This window comes from Pseudomonas sp. Irchel s3b5 (assembly GCF_900187435.1).
GTDB lineage: Bacteria > Pseudomonadota > Gammaproteobacteria > Pseudomonadales > Pseudomonadaceae > Aquipseudomonas.
Window position 1 is genome coordinate 25,119 of record NZ_FYDY01000021.1, and the last position, 18,089, is coordinate 43,207.

Below are 18,089 nucleotides of genomic sequence, written 5' to 3' on the forward strand. Positions count from 1 at the left end.
GCTCGCTCCCACATTTTTTACCGTTGGAATTACTCGGAAATCTGCAACTTGCGCGCCTGGGTGTACACGTAACGCACTTTGTCATACTCAAACGGTGAGTTCAGTTGACCGTAGCGGAAGCTGGTCTGGTAGCGCTTGTCGATGCCGCGCAGGATCCAGACTTCCGGATGGTTGGAGCTGACTTCGGGAACATTGAGGAAGTTGATCGCGGAGTCTGCGGTGTAATCCACCAGCAACCCACCGGTGTCCCGCAGGTTCGACGGGCCGAGGATCGGCAGTACGATGTAAGCGCCGCCCGGTACGCCATAGAAACCCAAGGTCTGGCCGAAGTCTTCGCTCTGGCGCGGCAAGCCCATGGCGGTTGCCGGGTCCCACAGACCGGCGACGCCAATGGTGGTGTTGAGCAACAGTCGCGCGGTGGTCTCCATCGAGCGCTGGCCCTTGAGTTGCAGCAAGCTGTTCAACAGGTTCGGCACATCGCCTAGGTTGTTGAAGAAGTTGCTGACCCCGGTGCGCAAGAAGCTCGGGGTGACGTAGCGATAGCCGTTGACTACGGGCAGGAACACCCATTGGTCGAACCGATAGTTGAAGTGGTAGACACGACGGTTCCACTCTTCCAGCGGGTCGTAGACGTTCAGCGCATTGAGCGTTGAACGCTCGAACTCGCGCTGATCCAGGCCCGGGTTGAACTTGAGTTCACTCAACGGTTCCTTGAAGCCGTCACTGTCGACCACGACGGGGGCGTTGGTTTTGCTGTCTTCGGCATTGGCGACGCCTGCACAGAGTAGCGCGGTGACAAGCAGGAGATATTTAGCCACGGAAAAACTCCAGCATGGCGTCGCTGTTGACGCGGTAGTTAAGGTTGCCGCAATGGCCGCCCAGCGGATAAACGGTCAAGCGGTCGCCGAATGTCTTGCGCAGGAAACCCAGGTCGCCTGGTCCAAGAATCACGTCATCGGCGTTGTGCATGACGGCAATTTTCGGGCTGTCGCGCAGATAGTCCTTCAGAGCATACAAGCTGACTTGGTCGATCAATTGCAGCAGGCTGCCGCCGTCGGTGCGGGCGCGCCACATCGGAATGACCTGTTCGGTGATGTAGCAATCGAAGTCGCATTGCAGCGCACGCTTGAAGAACGGCGTGAGGGTGGTGCCTTCGGTGATCGGGAACTTCGGTGGCGTGATCAGGCCGCGGCGGTTGATCAGGTCCGAGGTAAAAGCGATATCGGCGGCGGAGAAGCGGAACGATGTGCCGATCAGCATGGCCATCTGTTCATTGCTCAGATGCTGCTTGGACTGTTGGAAGTCGTAGAGCAGGGCATCGTTGAGGTCGATGTAGCCCTTCTGCTGGAAGTAGCGGGTCAGTTTGTCCAGCACCAGCTCATAGAAGGTCGTGGAAGTACTGATGCCTTTGACCTCGGTTTGCACCAGCTTGTCCAGGTTGGTGATCGAGGTATAGAGGTTCACCGGCGGGTTGAGCAGCAGGACTTTCTTGAAGTTGAAGCTGCGGCGGGTTTCGTCCAGGTGCGCCACAAAAGCAGCATCCAGCGCACCCAGGCTGTAACCGGTCAGGTAGTAGTCGGTGACCGGCAGATTCGGGTTTTGTGCCCGTATGGCCTGCATCACCCGATACATGTCTTCGGCATCCTCCTTGGTGATGCCCGGCGTGGCGAAGCGTGAAGCGGAGCTGATGAAGTCGAAGCTGGTCGGCGACGACAATTGCACCACGTGGTAGCCGGCCTTGTAGTAGAGCTTCTTCAAATATTCGTTCAGGCTGCTGTCATAGCGCGCGCCAGTGCCGGCGATCAGGAAAATCAACGGTGCGGCATGGTCCTGCGTGGCGAGTCGGTATTCGAGTTTCGTCACCGGCCAGAAATTCGCCGGCAGCTCGAAGGCCCGCTCCGGGCGCAGGGTGACGCTGAGTGTCGACTGGTCGATGTCATCGTCCAGCGGCAGTTCCGGGCGCAAGTCCGGTGGTGTTGTCGCGATGGTCGCTTCAAACGGATTGGTGAGGGGATAGCCATAACTGGCGGCGTCGATATCGACCGCCAGTGCGGACGCACTCAAAATAAGGCCGCCAAACAGGGCGGCGAAGCGCAAGGAACGGAGCATGACTAGATCCCTTAGAAGAAGGTGCCGATTGAATGTCGCAGGCTATGACCACCGGATTTGCGCCTAAGTGCCAAGCGTCGGCACCAAACACGCCTGATTTCGAAGTAATAGTAGCTGGACGATACACTTTGCAGCGATTGAATGACTAGCAAACTGTTGTTATAGCTTGCGAATAGCATAAGGGCGATTAAGCTGGCCGCCGTTTTTCACCCATTGGAGTAATTCATGTCCCGCCTGCCCGTGATCCTGCTGCTTGTTTTGCTGCCCGTCTGGCTGGCCGCCAGTTATGGCGCACGTTATGGCTTCATGGAAGATGCGCAGTGGGTGGGCATTTGCGTCGATGAGTCAAGCCGCTGGGAATGCCAGATACGGTCGAACCTGGGCCTGATGATTCACTTCGCCGTCCTGGGTTGGGCCGCATTGGCGGCTGCGATCGTTGGCTTCGTTGTGCCGGGTCGGGCAGGGTGGTGGCTGGCGGTGCTGGCGCTGATTTGTGGGTTGCCTGCGCTGGCGTTGTACAACACGACGTTGGCGGTGTTTGCGGTGGTGATCGCGGGGTTGCGGTTGGTTCGGGCGTCACGTAGCGCCTGATAGATTGCCATCGCGAGCAGGCTCGCTCCTGCAGTAGATCTATAGCGAACGCAAAATTGGCGTGCGACAAAAATCAAATGTAGGAGCAAGCTTGCTCGCGATGGGGCCGCAAGCTGCGCTGCAAATTTAAGCCTTGCGAACCCGCAAACACCGCCACAACGCAGCCACCATCAACACACTCACCAGCGCCCAACCCCAAGCCTGCTGATTCTGCAGCCCTTCACGAAACAACTGCGGTGCAATGCTGGCCCCAATAATGAACGTCAGCAGCGCAATCTCCCGACGCGGCACGCTCACCGGGCGGCACAGGTAGACGAGTGCCGGCACGATAAACGCCACGCTCGGGAAGCTGCGATAGCGCGGATCGAACACCAGTTCCAGCATCATCACTGCCGCTGCAAAACCGGAAGCTGCGACGAGCCATCCAGCGTGGCGCTCCAAAAAGTTGAAAGCGCTTTCACGCCATCCGGTGCGTGAGCTCAGCGTCAGCGCCGCGTGGGCAATGATCAGCAGATTCAATACGGTCAGCAAGCCGACCCATAGCCATTCACTGTTGAAACGAGTGGTGACCCGCGCCAGGTCGCCCCAGGCGCCCAACGAGCAGGCGGCGACTGCGGCGAACAACGGAAGAACCAGTGCCGAACGGGTACTGCGAACCCGACCGCCAACAAGCAGAATGCCGAGGAAAATCAAACCACCCGCCACCAGCCATTGCGACCAGTACGGCACGTTCGTCACCGGCCCGGCCAGCACGCCTTTGTCCTGGCGGTCAGCATCGAACAATCCCCAGTAACCGCCGACCGCACCTTCGCTGGCGCGTTTCCACGGCTGGTCGAAGGCTTCGATCAGGTTGTAATGCCAGCCTTGCTGCTCGGCCAGGGTGACAAAGCCGCGAATGAATTTGGCTTCGTTAACCCGGCTCGGCAGCGCGGTTTCACGCTGACGGCCCTCGCTCGGCCAGCCGGTTTCGCCAATCATCACGTCCTTGGGCGCGAACCTGTTGCCGAACACCTGGCGTACCTCGGCCACATGTTGCAGGGCGGCATCGATGTTCGATGGATCGTCTTCCCAGTAGGGCAGCAAGTGGATGGTCAGGAAGTCCACGGCGGGGGCGATTTCCGGATGCTTGAGCCAGAACTCCCAGACGTCGGCATAGGTGACAGGTTGTTTGACCTGGTTTTTGACGTTGTTGATCAGCTTGGCCAGTTGTGGTCCGGTAACTTCCTTGCGCAGGAGGGCTTCGTTGCCGACGATCACTGCGCTCACCACATCGGCGTTGGCATTGGCCGAGGCGATCAGCAAATCGACCTCTTTTTCCGTGTCCACCGGATTGCTGTTGACCCAGGCGCCGATCATCAGCTTCAAGCCATGCTTGCGCGCCAGGTCCGGCAGGGCTTCGAGGCCAGTCATGGAGTAGGTGCGGATGCATTCGAAACTTTTGGACAGCAGTGCAAGATCGGCGTCCATGCGCTCCGGGCGCAGATTGAACGGCACATCGAACGGCGACTGATCTTTATCGAATGGGGTGTAGGAGGCGCATTGCAACTTGTGCGTGGCACTGGCCACGTCCGGCAGAATCACCGGTTTACCGAGCCCGTACCAAAAGCCGCAGAGCGCAAACAGCCCCAGCAGGCAAGCGAAAAAATAAGCAGCGAAAGGGAAACGGGAAATCGCGGACATGGTCAGGCCGTGTGGGAGCAAAGCGGCGCATGTTACCTGCATTTACCGCGCGCTTGGTGGCCTGCATGATTTTGACATGCAAAGTTCGGGCGGATTGGCCGCAGTGTTTGTCGCGCTCAGGGTTAATGGCTTTCTGATGTCGTTTCTCGATGGCTTGAGGTCGCTGGCAGAGCAGGTCGCCAAGAGCGTGAGGTTGATGATCGCTGTGTCAGTACTCCGCTGATGTTGGAGCGAGTTTGCGGTGAGGCGTGATGGAGGCGCTGTGCACCATAACAATACGTTGACGCGGCTCGGCACCCGTCGAGCGCAGCACTTTCGGGGAAGTAACGATGAAGATGCGACGACTTTTAGGCGCGAGTGCCGCTCTGGTACTTGCGGTTGGCTCCACATTCGCCAATGCCGAGAGCAAGACCCTGAGCATCGGTTATGTTGACGGCTGGTCCGACAGCGTTGCGACCACTCACGTGGCCGCCGAAGTGATCAAGCAGAAACTCGGTTATGACGTGAAGCTGCAAGCCGTCGCCACCGGGATCATGTGGCAAGGCGTGGCGACCGGCAAACTCGACGCCATGTTGTCGGCCTGGTTGCCAGTGACGCACGGTGACTACTGGACCAAGAACAAGGATCAGGTTGTCGATTACGGCCCCAACTTCAAAGACGCGAAAATCGGTTTGATCGTACCGGAGTATGTGAAAGCCAAGACAGTCGGCGATCTGAAAACCGATGACACCTTCAAGAACCGCATCGTTGGTATCGACGCCGGTTCAGGCGTAATGCTCAAGACCGAACAGGCGATCAAGGATTACGACCTGACCGGTTATCAACTCAAGGCCAGTTCCGGCGCCGGCATGATTGCCGAGCTGACGCGCGCCGAGAAGAAAAACGAATCCATCGCCGTGACCGGTTGGGTGCCGCACTGGATGTTCGCCAAGTGGAAACTGCGTTTCCTGGAAGACCCGAAAGGCGTGTATGGCGCTGCTGAAACCGTCAACAGCATCGGCAGCAAAGAGCTGGCAACCAAAGCGCCGGAAGTGGCCAAGTTCCTGAAGCACTTCCAGTGGGCCTCGAAAGACGAAATCGGCGAGGTCATGCTGGCGATCCAGGATGGCGCCAAACCTGAAGCGGCGGCGAAGGACTGGGTCGCTAAACACCCGGAACGTGTGGCTGACTGGATTAAATAATCTGAGTTGATGCTTCAGGTCAGTCTCTTCCAGGGTCGCTGGGCATTCTATGCCTAGTGGCCCTTTTTCTTTTCTGTAGGAGCGAGCTTGCTCGCGATGGGCGTGAACGTTAACGCGTGCCGCCGGGAAAAACTCGGTGCCTCCAAATTCATCGCGAGCAAGCTCGTTCCTGCAATTGGCAGATATGTCATGGCGTTCTAAGACTAAGGTCGTCTGGAACCTGCCCCGCAGCCGCATAGAGTGGATACCGTTCCAACTTAATCTGTGCTGCGAGGATAAAAACAATGAACGACAGCATTTACCTCTCGATTCAAAACAGCCCGCGCTTCAAGGAGCTGGTTAGCAAGAGGGAACGATTCGCCTGGATTCTTTCAGCGATCATGCTAGGGCTTTACTCCGGATTCATCCTTTTGATTGCTTACGGGCCGCATGTACTGGGGGCGAAAATCAGCCCTGAGTCATCGATAACCTGGGGCATTCCGATCGGTGTCGGCCTGATTCTCTCGGCCTTCATCCTGACCGGCATCTATGTAAAACGCGCCAACGGCGAGTTCGACGACCTGAACAATGCGATTCTCAAGGAGGCTCAGCAATGATCCGGCGTCTAATGGCTCTGTTGAGCATCGCAGCCTTCGCACCGGGCGCCTGGGCGGCTGACGCCCTGACCGGCGCCGTGCAGAAACAACCGCTGAACGTCGCCGCGATCCTTATGTTCGTGGCGTTCGTCGGCGCAACCTTGTGCATCACTTACTGGGCGTCCAAGAAAAACAACTCGGCCTCTGACTACTACGCCGCTGGCGGCAAGATCACTGGTTTCCAGAACGGTCTGGCGATTGCCGGTGACTACATGTCGGCAGCATCCTTCCTGGGTATTTCCGCGCTGGTGTTCACCTCCGGCTACGACGGCCTGATCTACTCGATCGGCTTCCTGGTGGGCTGGCCGATCATTCTGTTCCTGATCGCCGAGCGCTTGCGTAACCTGGGCAAGTACACCTTTGCCGACGTGGCGTCCTATCGCCTGGGCCAAACCCAGATTCGCTCGCTGTCCGCGTGCGGCTCGCTGGTGGTGGTGGCGTTCTACCTGATCGCGCAAATGGTGGGTGCCGGCAAGCTGATTCAGCTGCTGTTCGGTCTCGACTACCACGTTGCAGTGATCCTGGTCGGTATCCTGATGTGCATGTACGTGTTGTTCGGCGGCATGCTGGCGACCACCTGGGTGCAGATCATCAAGGCGGTTCTGTTGCTGTCCGGCGCTTCGTTCATGGCGCTGATGGTGATGAAGCACGTCAACTTCGACTTCAACATGCTGTTCTCCGAAGCGATCAAGGTTCACCCGAAAGCTGAAGCGATCATGAGCCCGGGCGGCCTGGTGAAAGATCCGATCTCGGCGTTCTCCCTCGGTCTGGCCTTGATGTTCGGTACCGCTGGCCTGCCACACATCCTGATGCGCTTCTTCACCGTGAGTGACGCTAAAGAAGCTCGCAAGAGCGTGTTGTACGCAACCGGCTTCATCGGCTACTTCTACATCCTGACCTTCATCATCGGCTTCGGCGCGATCCTGCTGGTCAGCACCAACCCGGCCTTTAAAGATGCTGCTGGCGCGCTGTTGGGCGGCAACAACATGGCGGCGGTGCACCTGGCTAACGCGGTAGGCGGCAGTATCTTCCTGGGCTTCATCTCGGCGGTAGCGTTCGCGACCATTCTGGCAGTGGTTGCCGGTCTGACCCTGGCCGGTGCTTCGGCGGTCTCCCACGACCTGTACGCCAGCGTGATCAAGAAAGGCAAAGCCAACGAGAAGGATGAGATCCGCGTCTCGAAAATCACCACCATCGCGCTGGCGGTGCTGGCAATTGGTCTGGGTATCCTGTTCGAGAGCCAGAACATTGCGTTCATGGTGGGCCTGGCGTTCTCCATTGCGGCGAGCTGCAACTTCCCGGTCCTACTGCTTTCCATGTACTGGAAGAAGCTGACCACCCGCGGTGCGATGATCGGCGGCTGGATGGGCCTGATCAGTGCTGTAGGCCTGATGGTGCTTGGTCCGACCATCTGGGTGCAGATCCTGCATCACGAGAAGGCTATCTTCCCGTATGAGTACCCGGCGCTGTTCTCGATGCTGATTGCCTTTGTCGGGATCTGGTTCTTCTCGATTACTGACAAGTCGACCGCGGCTGACAATGAGCGGGCGCTGTTCTTCCCGCAGTTTGTTCGTTCGCAGACTGGCCTGGGCGCGAGTGGGGCTGTTTCGCACTAAGGGTTTGGGTTTGACTGTTTAAGATGTGTTGAATGGAATGCCCCGGTCGAGAGATCGGGGCATTTTTTTATTGAGCGGTAATCGGCCGGAATTTTTGGATGTTGCCGATTTACTGTAGGAGCTGGCTTGCCAGCGATGGCGGCCTTCGGGCAGACCTGGTTCTTGGTTGATTGAGTACATATCCGTTATTCAGGTGACGGCGGCTTATGGTTTCGCCCTTACGGCGAGTCCCTTACGTACGGCCCCTCGCTAAGGCTCGGCGTTCCTTCGCTCCGGTATTCATCCGGGGGCATTGCCCTCCGGTCGGCTTCGCTTCGACCTACATGCAATGAGCTCGATTGCGTCGAACGGCGCTGTGCGCCAATCCCCGGATAAACACCTCCACTCAGCCTCCCGAGGGGGCGGGTGGATCAAAAGCGGAAGGCGAGCTAACGCTCGGCCTGATGAGTGGTGAAGAGCGTGGGTGTACGCTGATCCATTGTAGGAGCTGGCTTGCCAGCGATGGCGGCCTGCCTGCCGGCCTGATTTCGCGGATGTATCACTCCGTAGGAGCTGCCGAAGGCTGCGATCTTAAAAAAACAGAGTCAAAAGATCGCAGCCTCGTTGCACTCGACAGCTCCTACAGGGAGAGCGCGTACACATCAGAACCAGGCCGGCCGGTAGGCCGCCTCGGGCGCTTTTGCGGTGTACGCCCCCTCGTGAGGCCGAGAGGAGGTTCTGCGCAGTGGGCAAGCCGGCATGGATGCCGGTTTAGCCGCCCCCGGCCATGGATGGCCGATGGCGGCGGGCCCACGGAGCAGGACCGGAGCGAGGGAATGCCGAGCCGCGGCGAGGCACCGAATGTCAGGGGCAAGAGCCCTTTGGTTACTTTGGGGCTTTTCCAAAGTGACCCGCCGTAAGGGCGGAACCAATAGCGGCCGTAACCGCAGAAACGGATATGTACACCATCAAAAAGGCGCACAAACAAAAACGGCCTCCTGCTCTTTATATAAAAAGCAGAGGCCGTTCCCGGTGCAACTCAACACGCTACAGCAAGACAGATCTTACTTGCGGTCTTCCAGCTTGGAGATATCACGCGACTCGTAGCCGGTGTACAACTGACGCGGACGGCCAATCTTGTACGGGCTGGAGAGCATTTCTTTCCAGTGGGAGATCCAGCCGACGGTCCGCGCCAGGGCGAAGATCACGGTGAACATGCTGGTTGGAATGCCGATCGCCTTGAGGATGATCCCCGAGTAGAAGTCGACGTTCGGGTACAGCGAACGTTCGATGAAGTACGGGTCGGTCAGGGCGATCTCTTCCAGGCGCATGGCCAGTTCGAGTTGCGGATCGTTCTGGATGCCCAGTTCCTTCAACACTTCGTCGCAGGTCTTCTTCATCACGGTGGCGCGCGGGTCGCGGTTTTTGTAAACGCGATGACCGAAGCCCATCAGTTTGAACGGATCGTTCTTGTCCTTGGCCTTGGCGATGAACTTGTCGATGTTCGAAACATCGCCGATTTCATCGAGCATGGTCAGTACGGCTTCGTTGGCACCGCCGTGGGCAGGGCCCCACAGTGCAGCGATACCGGCGGCGATACAGGCGAACGGGTTGGCACCCGAAGAGCCAGCCAGACGGACGGTGGAGGTCGAAGCGTTCTGCTCGTGGTCGGCGTGGAGGATGAAGATCCGGTCCATGGCCTTGGCGAGTACCGGGCTGATCGGTTTGATCTCGCACGGGGTGTTGAACATCATGTGCAGGAAGTTTTCCGCGTACGACAGGTCGTTGCGCGGGTACATCATGGGTTGGCCCATGGAGTACTTGTAAACCATCGCTGCCAGGGTAGGCATCTTGGCAACCAGGCGGATCGCGGAAATTTCGCGATGCTGCGGGTTATTGATGTCCAGGGAGTCGTGGTAGAAGGCCGAGAGGGCGCCAACTACGCCGCACATGACGGCCATCGGGTGGGCGTCGCGACGGAAGCCGTTGAAGAAGGTCTTCAGCTGCTCGTGAACCATGGTGTGGTTCTTCACGGTGCTGACGAACTGGGCCTTCTGTTCTGCGGTCGGCAGTTCGCCATTGAGCAGCAGGTAGCAGGTTTCCAGATAGTCCGACTTTTCAGCCAGCTGTTCGATCGGGTAGCCGCGGTGCAGCAGAATGCCGTTGTCACCATCAATATAGGTGATCTTCGACTCGCACGAAGCGGTCGACATGAAACCTGGGTCAAAGGTGAAGCGGCCCGTGGCCGTCAGACCCCGAACATCGATAACATCGGGACCAACGGTGCCGGTTAAAATGGGCAGCTCGACGGGGGCTGCGCCCTCGATGATCAACTGCGCTTTTTTGTCAGCCATGTGGCCTCCTATTTATGCTTGAAATCATCAGACAGACCCCCCACGCAGGGCCCGCACCACTATAGTGAGATAAATTCGAATGTCAATTTGCCTAAAGTCTTGCTCCCAAAGGCTTTAACCAGACATTTTTCTCGAAATTGGCTGCCATTTACGCCTTTTATGTCAGTTGCGCAATCAGCTGTTTGGGTTAGGTGATTGCGTTGTCATTAGTAGCCTAACTGTCTATACTCGGCCACCGACCGCCAAGGGCTTTTGGGCTTGCTTTCATTGGGGGTCGCATCCCTGGGTGGTGGTTACCTGACCAGTGCACTCCCCAACAACTTTGCCCTGATTGTTAGGGGCTCTTCAGTGTGAAAAAAAAGCCGTGAAAAGCCAACGACCTGTAAACCTAGACCTAAGGACCATCAAACTCCCAGTCACTGCTTACACGTCCATCCTTCACCGAATCTCCGGTGTCATCCTCTTCGTGTGCCTTGCCATCATGCTTTATGCATTGGACAAGTCGCTGAGCTCCGAGGAAGGCTTCGGTCAGGTGAAAGCGTGTCTGACCAGTCCGCTAGCCAAGCTAGTGACATGGGGCATCCTGTCCGCTCTGCTTTATCACTTGGTAGCCGGTGTGCGCCACTTGATCATGGACATGGGCATCGGTGAGACGCTGGAAGGCGGCAAACTGGGCTCGAAAATCGTTATCGCCGTTTCCGTGGTGGTAATCGTTCTGGCAGGAGTTTGGATATGGTAACTAACGTCACGAACCTCTCGCGTTCGGGCCTCTATGACTGGATGGCGCAACGTGTGTCTGCGGTCGTTCTCGCGGCTTACTTCATCTTCCTGATCGGATACATCGCGGCCAACCCTGGCATCGATTACGCCCAGTGGCATGAACTGTTCGCCCACAACGGGATGCGTATCTTCAGCCTCCTGGCCCTTGTTGCCCTCGGCGCTCACGCCTGGGTCGGCATGTGGACCATCGCGACCGACTACCTGACGCCAATGGCGTTCGGCAAGTCCGCGACGGCTATACGTTTCCTTTTCCAGGCAGTCTGCGGCGTTGCGATGTTCGCTTACTTCGTCTGGGGCGTGCAGATTCTCTGGGGTATCTGATTCATGGCTAACATTCCAACGATTTCTTTCGACGCCATCATTATTGGTGGTGGCGGTGCCGGCATGCGCGCAGCGCTGCAACTGGCACAGGGCGGTCACAAGACTGCCGTGATCACCAAGGTTTTTCCGACCCGTTCGCACACTGTTTCCGCCCAGGGCGGCATCACCTGTGCCATCGCGTCCGCTGACCCGAACGATGACTGGCGCTGGCACATGTACGATACCGTCAAGGGTTCCGACTACATCGGTGACCAGGACGCTATCGAATACATGTGTCAGGAAGGCCCGGCTGCCGTTTACGAGCTGGACCACATGGGTATGCCGTTCTCGCGTACCGAGCAAGGTCGTATCTACCAGCGTCCATTCGGCGGTCAGTCCAAGGACTACGGTAAAGGCGGCCAGGCTGCGCGTACTTGCGCTGCGTCCGACCGTACCGGTCACGCTCTGCTGCACACCCTTTATCAGGGCAACCTGAAAGCCGGTACCGTGTTCCTGAACGAGTACTACGCTGTCGATCTGGTGAAGAACAGCGAAGGCGAGTTCGTCGGCGTGATCGCCATCTGCATCGAAACCGGCGAAACCACCTACATCCGCGCCAAGGCCACCGTACTGGCAACCGGCGGTGCAGGTCGTATCTACGCTTCGACCACCAACGCCCTGATCAACACCGGTGACGGCGTTGGTATGGCGCTGCGTGCCGGCGTCCCGGTACAAGACATCGAAATGTGGCAGTTCCACCCGACCGGCATCGCCGGCGCTGGTGTACTGGTTACAGAAGGTTGCCGTGGTGAAGGTGGATACCTGATCAACAAGCACGGCGAGCGTTTCATGGAGCGTTATGCTCCGAACGCGAAAGACCTTGCCGGTCGTGACGTTGTTGCTCGCTCGATGGTTAAAGAAATCATCGCCGGCAACGGTTGCGGTCCGAATGGCGACCACGTAATGCTCAAACTCGACCACCTGGGCGAGGAAGTGCTGCACAGCCGTCTGCCAGGCATCTGCGAACTGTCGAAGACTTTCGCACACGTTGACCCGGTTGTTGCACCGGTTCCGGTTGTTCCGACCTGCCACTATATGATGGGCGGCGTTGCCACCAACATTCATGGTCAGGCGATCACCCAGAACGGCGAAGGCGTCGACGAAATCATCCCTGGCCTGTTCGCAGTGGGTGAAGTGGCTTGCGTATCGGTTCACGGTGCCAACCGTCTGGGCGGCAACTCGCTGCTCGACCTGGTGGTATTCGGCCGCGCTGCCGGCCTGCACCTGGAAAAAGCACTGACCGATGGCATCGAATACGACGACGCTACCGAAGCCGATATCGAAGCTGCCCTGTCGCGCTTGAACGCTCTGAACAGCCGTACCGAAGGCGAAGACGTGGCAACCCTGCGTCGCGAGCTGCAAAACTGCATGCAGAACTACTTCGGTGTATTCCGTACTGGCGAATACATGCAGAAGGGTATTGCCCAGCTGGCGGACCTGCGCAAGCGCATCGCCAACGTCAAGATCAACGATAAGTCGCAGGCGTTCAACACTGCACGTATCGAAGCACTTGAGCTGCAGAACCTGCTGGAAGTAGCCGAAGCTACCGCCATCGCTGCCGAAGTACGTAAAGAGTCCCGCGGCGCTCACGCCCGTGAAGACTTCGAAGATCGTGACGATGAAAACTGGCTGTGCCACACCCTGTACTTCCCGGGTGACAAGCGCGTGACCAAGCGTGCCGTGAACTTCTCGCCGAAGACTGTTCCGACTTTTGAACCTAAGATTCGGACTTATTAAGGGTGGCCGCCATGTTGCAAGTCAGCGTTTATCGTTACAACCCTGATCAGGACGCCGCGCCGTTCATGCAGGAATTCCAGGTTGATACCGGTGGTAAAGACCTGATGGTGCTGGACGTGCTGGCCCTGATCAAAGAGCAGGACGAAGGTTTCTCCTATCGTCGCTCTTGCCGTGAAGGCGTTTGCGGTTCCGACGGCATGAACATCAACGGCAAGAACGGCCTGGCCTGCGTCACGCCGCTGTCTGCTGTCGTAAAAGGTAACAAGTTGATCGTTCGTCCTCTGCCAGGTTTGCCGGTTATCCGTGACCTGGTCGTCGATATGAGCATCTTCTACAAGCAATACGAGAAGGTTAAGCCATACCTGCAGAACGACACGCCGGCTCCGGCCATCGAGCGTCTGCAGTCCCCTGAAGAGCGTGAAAAGCTCGACGGTCTGTACGAGTGCATCCTGTGCGCTTGCTGCTCGACCTCTTGCCCGTCCTTCTGGTGGAACCCGGACAAATTCCTGGGTCCAGCTGCTCTGCTGCAAGCGTATCGCTTCCTGGCAGACAGCCGTGACACCAAGACGTCCGAGCGTCTGGCTTCGCTGGATGACCCGTTCAGCGTATTCCGCTGCCGCGGGATCATGAACTGCGTCAACGTATGTCCGAAAGGCCTGAACCCGACTAAGGCCATCGGTCACATCCGTAACATGTTGCTGTCTAGCGGCGTGTGATTCAGCTGCTGTATCCGTTGTACCCGTAGATGCTACGGCGCAGGCTTCAACCGGCGCCGTAGTTTTAACCTGAGCAGCAGCTTAAAAGGCTGCAGCTCTTATTTTGAAGAAATGAGACAAGCAGGGGCATCCGGGCTGGTACCCGGACTATCAGTGTGATCCTAGTGGCTTGTTTTGGTCGCTGCATTCGGACTTCTGCAAGTTTGCTCGGTGTCGACACCGGTGGTGTTCCCCTAACCGAGGGTGACCAAGCATGCAAGAAAGCGTGATGCAGCGCATGTGGAACAGCGCCTACCTATCCGGTAGTAACGCTGCCTATGTGGAAGAGCTCTACGAGCTCTACCTGCACGACCCTAACGCTGTGCCAGAAGAGTGGCGCACCTACTTCCAGAAGTTGCCTGCTGACGGCAACTCTGCCACCGATGTTTCGCACTCGACAATTCGCGATCATTTCGTCTTGCTGGCAAAGAACCAGCGCCGCGCCCAACCGGTTTCCGCCGGCAGCGTGAGCAGTGAGCACGAGAAGAAGCAAGTTGAAGTGCTGCGATTGATCCAGGCCTACCGTATGCGTGGCCACCAGGCAGCCCAGCTTGACCCGCTGGGGCTGTGGCAGCGTCCTGCACCTGCAGACCTGTCGATCAATCATTACGGCTTGACCAATGCCGATCTTGATACGACCTTCCGTGCCGGCGACCTGTTCATCGGCAAAGAGGAAGCGAGCCTACGCGAAATTCACGAAGCGTTGCAGCAGACATATTGCCGCACCATCGGCGCTGAATTCACGCACATCACCGATTCCGAACAGCGCCAGTGGTTCCAGCAGCGTCTGGAAAGCGTGCGCGGCCGTCCGACGTACTCCGCCGACATCAAGAGCCACCTGCTTGAGCGCGTGACTGCCGGTGAAGGCCTGGAAAAATACCTGGGCACCAAGTACCCGGGTACCAAGCGTTTCGGTCTGGAAGGCGGCGAAAGCCTGATTCCGATGCTCGACGAGCTGATCCAGCGTTCCGGTTCCTACGGCACCAAGGAAATCGTTATCGGCATGGCCCACCGTGGTCGTCTGAACGTGCTGGTCAACACCTTCGGCAAGAACCCGCGCGAGTTGTTCGACGAGTTCGAAGGCAAGAAGAAGGTCGAGCTGGGCTCCGGTGACGTTAAGTACCACCAGGGCTTCTCGTCCAACGTGATGACCGCCGGCGGTGAAGTTCACCTGGCCATGGCGTTCAACCCGTCCCACCTGGAAATCGTTTCCCCGGTGGTCGAGGGTTCGGTTCGCGCCCGTCAGGATCGTCGTAACGATCCAACCGGTGAGAAGGTTCTGCCGATCTCCATCCACGGTGACGCGGCATTCGCCGGTCAAGGCGTGGTCATGGAAACCTTCCAGATGTCGCAGACCCGCGGTTTCAAAACCGGCGGCACCGTGCACATCGTGATCAACAACCAGGTCGGTTTCACCATCAGCAACCCGCTGGACTCGCGTTCCACCGAGTACGCGACCGACGTTGCGAAAATGATCCAGGCGCCGATCCTCCATGTGAATGGTGATGATCCGGAAGCCGTATTGTTCGTGACCCAGCTGGCCATCGACTACCGCATGCAGTTCAAGCGTGACGTGGTGATCGACCTGGTCTGCTACCGTCGTCGCGGCCACAACGAGGCCGACGAGCCAAGCGGCACCCAGCCGATCATGTATCAGCAGATCACCAAACAGCGCACCACCCGTGAGCTGTATGCCGATCGTCTGACCCAGGGCGGTGTGCTGGACGCAGAGCGTGTTCAGGCGAAAGTCGACGAATACCGCAATGCGCTGGACAACGGTCTGCACGTAGTGAAGAGCCTGGTCAAAGAGCCGAACAAAGAGTTGTTCGTGGATTGGCGTCCGTATCTGGGCCACGCCTGGACCGCGCGTCACGACACTCGTTTCGATCTGAAGACCCTGCAGGAACTGTCCGCCAAGCTGCTGGAAATTCCGGAAGGCTTCGTGGTTCAGCGCCAGGTCGCGAAGATCTACGAAGACCGTCAGAAGATGCAAGCCGGCGGCCTGCCGATCAACTGGGGTTACGCCGAAACCATGGCGTACGCGACCTTGGCGTTCGAAGGTCACCCGATCCGCATGACCGGCCAGGACATCGGCCGCGGTACGTTCTCGCACCGTCATGCTGTCTTGCACAACCAGAAAGACGCGGGCACCTACATCCCGTTGCAGAACCTGTACAACGGCCAGCCACGTTTCGACCTGTACGATTCGTTCCTGTCCGAAGAAGCCGTACTGGCGTTCGAATACGGTTACTCGACCACCACGCCTGATGCGCTGGTGATCTGGGAAGCCCAGTTCGGCGACTTCGCCAACGGTGCCCAGGTGGTTATCGACCAGTTCATCACCAGTGGCGAGCACAAGTGGGGCCGTCTGTGCGGTCTGACCATGTTGCTGCCGCACGGTTATGAAGGTCAGGGGCCGGAGCACTCCTCGGCTCGTCTGGAACGTTACCTGCAGCTGTGCGCCGAGCACAACATTCAGGTAGCCGTGCCGACTACGCCGGCACAGATCTATCACTTGCTGCGTCGCCAGGTCATTCGCCCGCTGCGCAAGCCATTGATCGTTCTGACACCGAAGTCGCTGCTGCGCCACAAGCTGGCCATCTCGACGCTGGAAGATCTGGCCGAAGGTTCGTTCCAGACCGTGATCCCGGAAATCGATGCCCAAGACCCGAAAAAGGTCGAACGCGTTGTTCTGTGTAGCGGCAAGGTCTACTACGACCTGCTGGAAAAACGTCGTGCCGAAGGTCGTGACGACATCGCCGTCGTGCGTATCGAGCAGCTGTATCCATTCCCTGAGGACGACTTGAAAGAAGTCCTGGCTCCTTATACCAACGTCAAAGCTGCCGTTTGGTGTCAGGAAGAGCCGATGAACCAGGGGGCGTGGTACTGCAGCCAACACCATATGCGTCGCAGCATCAGCAACCTCGACAAGTCTCTCGTACTTGAGTACGCGGGCCGTGAGGCTTCTGCTGCACCGGCATGCGGTTACGCATCGATGCACGCTGAGCAGCAGGAAAAACTGCTGCAAGACGCCTTTACTGTTTAACGCCTTCGCGCACCTGAAACCGAATTTAAGGACCCACAGATAATGGCTATCGAAATCAAAGCCCCCACTTTCCCGGAATCGGTTGCCGATGGCACCGTTGCCACCTGGCACAAGCAACCGGGCGACGCGGTCAAGCGCGACGACCTGATCGTCGACATCGAAACCGACAAGGTTGTGCTGGAAGTGTTGGCTACTGCTGACGGCGTGCTGGGCGCTATCGTCAAGAACGAAGGCGAAACCGTTCTGTCCGACGAAGTCCTGGGCTCGATCGAAGCGGGCGGCGCTGCTGCCGCTCCTGCTGCCGCGGCTCCTGCTGCTGCACAAGCCGCTGCGCCAGCCACCGAAGGCGAAGACGATCCTGTTGCTGCACCGGCTGCCCGTAAGCTGGCTGAAGAAAACGGCATCAACATCGCTTCCGTTGCCGGCACCGGCAAAGGCGGTCGTGTGACCAAGGAAGACGTGGTTGCAGCTGTTGCCGCCAAGAAAGCCGCTCCGGCTGCCGCGCCTGCCAAGGCTGCTGCTCCTTCGGCTGCCGCTCCTGTGTTCGCCGCTGGCGACCGCATCGAGAAGCGTGTACCGATGACCCGCGTTCGTGCCACCGTGGCCAAGCGTCTGGTTGAAGCTCAATCGAACATGGCGATGCTGACCACTTTCAACGAAGTCGACATGACCGAAGTCATGGCACTGCGTTCGAAGTACAAGGACCTGTTCGAGAAGTCCCACAACGGCGTGCGCCTGGGCTTCATGTCGTTCTTCGTGAAAGCGGCCACCGAAGCGCTGAAACGCTTCCCGGCTGTCAACGCTTCGATCGACGGCGGCGACATCGTTTACCACGGCTACGCTGACGTCGGCGTTGCAGTTTCCAGCGATCGCGGCCTGGTTGTACCGGTTCTGCGTAACGCCGAACTGATGAGCCTGGCTGAAATCGAAGGCGGCATCGCCACCTTCGGCAAGAAAGCCCGCGACGGCAAACTGTCGATGGACGAAATGACCGGTGGTACTTTCACCATCACCAACGGCGGTACTTTCGGTTCGATGATGTCGACCCCGATCGTCAACCCGCCACAAGCAGCCATCCTGGGCATGCACAACATCATCCAGCGTCCTATGGCCATCAACGGTCAGGTCGTTATTCGCCCGATGATGTACCTGGCCCTGTCCTACGATCACCGTCTGATCGATGGCAAAGAAGCTGTGACCTTCCTGGTGACCATCAAGAACCTGCTGGAAGATCCGGCTCGTCTGTTGCTGGATATCTAAAGAGCA

Annotated in this window: 14 protein-coding genes; 10 read left to right on the top strand and 4 right to left on the bottom strand. The window is 58.1% G+C overall.

All coding sequences use genetic code 11. The features are described 5' to 3' along the window. Positions 1 to 29: 29 nt before the first annotated feature. Both CKW15_RS19950 and CKW15_RS19955 read right to left on the bottom strand, forming a co-directional pair. Positions 30 to 818, bottom strand: coding sequence for a VacJ family lipoprotein (locus tag CKW15_RS19950; RefSeq protein WP_095060792.1), 789 nt, complete (start codon positions 816 to 818; stop codon positions 30 to 32). Then, entirely contained in the window at positions 811 to 2,109 is a 1,299-nt protein-coding gene (locus CKW15_RS19955) for a serine/threonine protein kinase (RefSeq protein WP_095060794.1), read from the bottom strand. The genes CKW15_RS19950 and CKW15_RS19955 overlap by 8 nt, the downstream gene beginning before the upstream one ends. A 225-nt stretch (positions 2,110 to 2,334) precedes the next feature. Between CKW15_RS19955 and CKW15_RS19960 the strand changes: the two genes are divergently transcribed. Further along, complete coding sequence (locus tag CKW15_RS19960; protein ID WP_095060796.1) at positions 2,335 to 2,700, top strand: hypothetical protein; 366 nt, start codon at positions 2,335 to 2,337, stop codon at positions 2,698 to 2,700. A gap of 126 nt (positions 2,701 to 2,826) precedes the next feature. Here the strand turns inward: CKW15_RS19960 and CKW15_RS19965 are convergent, their stop codons facing one another. Continuing rightward, the gene (locus CKW15_RS19965) at positions 2,827 to 4,422 is read right to left on the bottom strand and encodes a beta (1-6) glucans synthase (RefSeq protein WP_095060798.1); all 1,596 of its coding nucleotides are present in this window, start codon (positions 4,420 to 4,422) and stop codon (positions 2,827 to 2,829) included. Between the two features lie 287 nt (positions 4,423 to 4,709). On the opposite strand from CKW15_RS19965, the gene CKW15_RS19975 reads away from it, so the two are divergent. From CKW15_RS19975 to CKW15_RS19985, 3 genes are all read left to right on the top strand, one after another. Further along, a complete protein-coding gene (locus tag CKW15_RS19975) occupies positions 4,710 to 5,561 on the top strand; it encodes a glycine betaine ABC transporter substrate-binding protein (RefSeq protein WP_095060800.1) in 852 nt (283 codons plus the stop codon). A gap of 284 nt (positions 5,562 to 5,845) precedes the next feature. Then, a complete protein-coding gene (locus CKW15_RS19980; RefSeq protein ID WP_095060801.1) occupies positions 5,846 to 6,157 on the top strand; it encodes a DUF485 domain-containing protein in 312 nt (103 codons plus the stop codon). Continuing rightward, positions 6,154 to 7,812, top strand: a complete 1,659-nt coding sequence (locus CKW15_RS19985; RefSeq protein WP_095060803.1) for a cation acetate symporter — start codon at positions 6,154 to 6,156, stop codon at positions 7,810 to 7,812. Before CKW15_RS19980 ends, CKW15_RS19985 begins: the two co-directional genes overlap by 4 nt. Before the next feature lie 1,043 nt (positions 7,813 to 8,855). On the opposite strand, the gene gltA is transcribed toward CKW15_RS19985, so the two are convergent. Further along, positions 8,856 to 10,145 carry a citrate synthase gene (gltA, locus tag CKW15_RS19995; RefSeq protein WP_095060805.1) on the bottom strand — a complete coding sequence of 430 codons (1,290 nt, stop codon included), beginning with the start codon at positions 10,143 to 10,145 and terminating at the stop codon, positions 8,856 to 8,858. 364 nt (positions 10,146 to 10,509) lie between these two features. Here gltA and sdhC point away from each other — a divergent pair, with 364 nt between their 5' ends. The 6 genes from sdhC to odhB all read left to right on the top strand — a co-directional run bounded on the left by sdhC (position 10,510) and on the right by odhB (position 18,083). Beyond that, positions 10,510 to 10,884, top strand: coding sequence for a succinate dehydrogenase, cytochrome b556 subunit (sdhC, locus tag CKW15_RS20000; RefSeq protein WP_032829628.1), 375 nt, complete (start codon positions 10,510 to 10,512; stop codon positions 10,882 to 10,884). After that, positions 10,878 to 11,246 carry a succinate dehydrogenase, hydrophobic membrane anchor protein gene (gene sdhD, locus CKW15_RS20005; RefSeq protein ID WP_053156804.1) on the top strand — a complete coding sequence of 123 codons (369 nt, stop codon included), beginning with the start codon at positions 10,878 to 10,880 and terminating at the stop codon, positions 11,244 to 11,246. Before sdhC ends, sdhD begins: the two co-directional genes overlap by 7 nt. Positions 11,247 to 11,249: 3 nt before the next feature. Further along, entirely contained in the window at positions 11,250 to 13,022 is a 1,773-nt protein-coding gene (sdhA, locus tag CKW15_RS20010) for a succinate dehydrogenase flavoprotein subunit (RefSeq protein WP_095060807.1), read from the top strand. A gap of 11 nt (positions 13,023 to 13,033) precedes the next feature. Beyond that, positions 13,034 to 13,738: a succinate dehydrogenase iron-sulfur subunit gene (locus tag CKW15_RS20015; protein WP_008063297.1), complete on the top strand. Its 705-nt coding sequence runs from the start codon at positions 13,034 to 13,036 to the stop codon at positions 13,736 to 13,738. 253 nt (positions 13,739 to 13,991) lie between these two features. Beyond that, on the top strand, positions 13,992 to 16,823 hold the full coding sequence (locus CKW15_RS20020) for a 2-oxoglutarate dehydrogenase E1 component (RefSeq protein WP_095152609.1): 2,832 nt from the start codon (positions 13,992 to 13,994) through the stop codon (positions 16,821 to 16,823). 42 nt (positions 16,824 to 16,865) lie between these two features. Continuing rightward, on the top strand, positions 16,866 to 18,083 hold the full coding sequence (gene odhB, locus CKW15_RS20025) for a 2-oxoglutarate dehydrogenase complex dihydrolipoyllysine-residue succinyltransferase (protein ID WP_095060811.1): 1,218 nt from the start codon (positions 16,866 to 16,868) through the stop codon (positions 18,081 to 18,083). Positions 18,084 to 18,089: the final 6 nt, after the last annotated feature.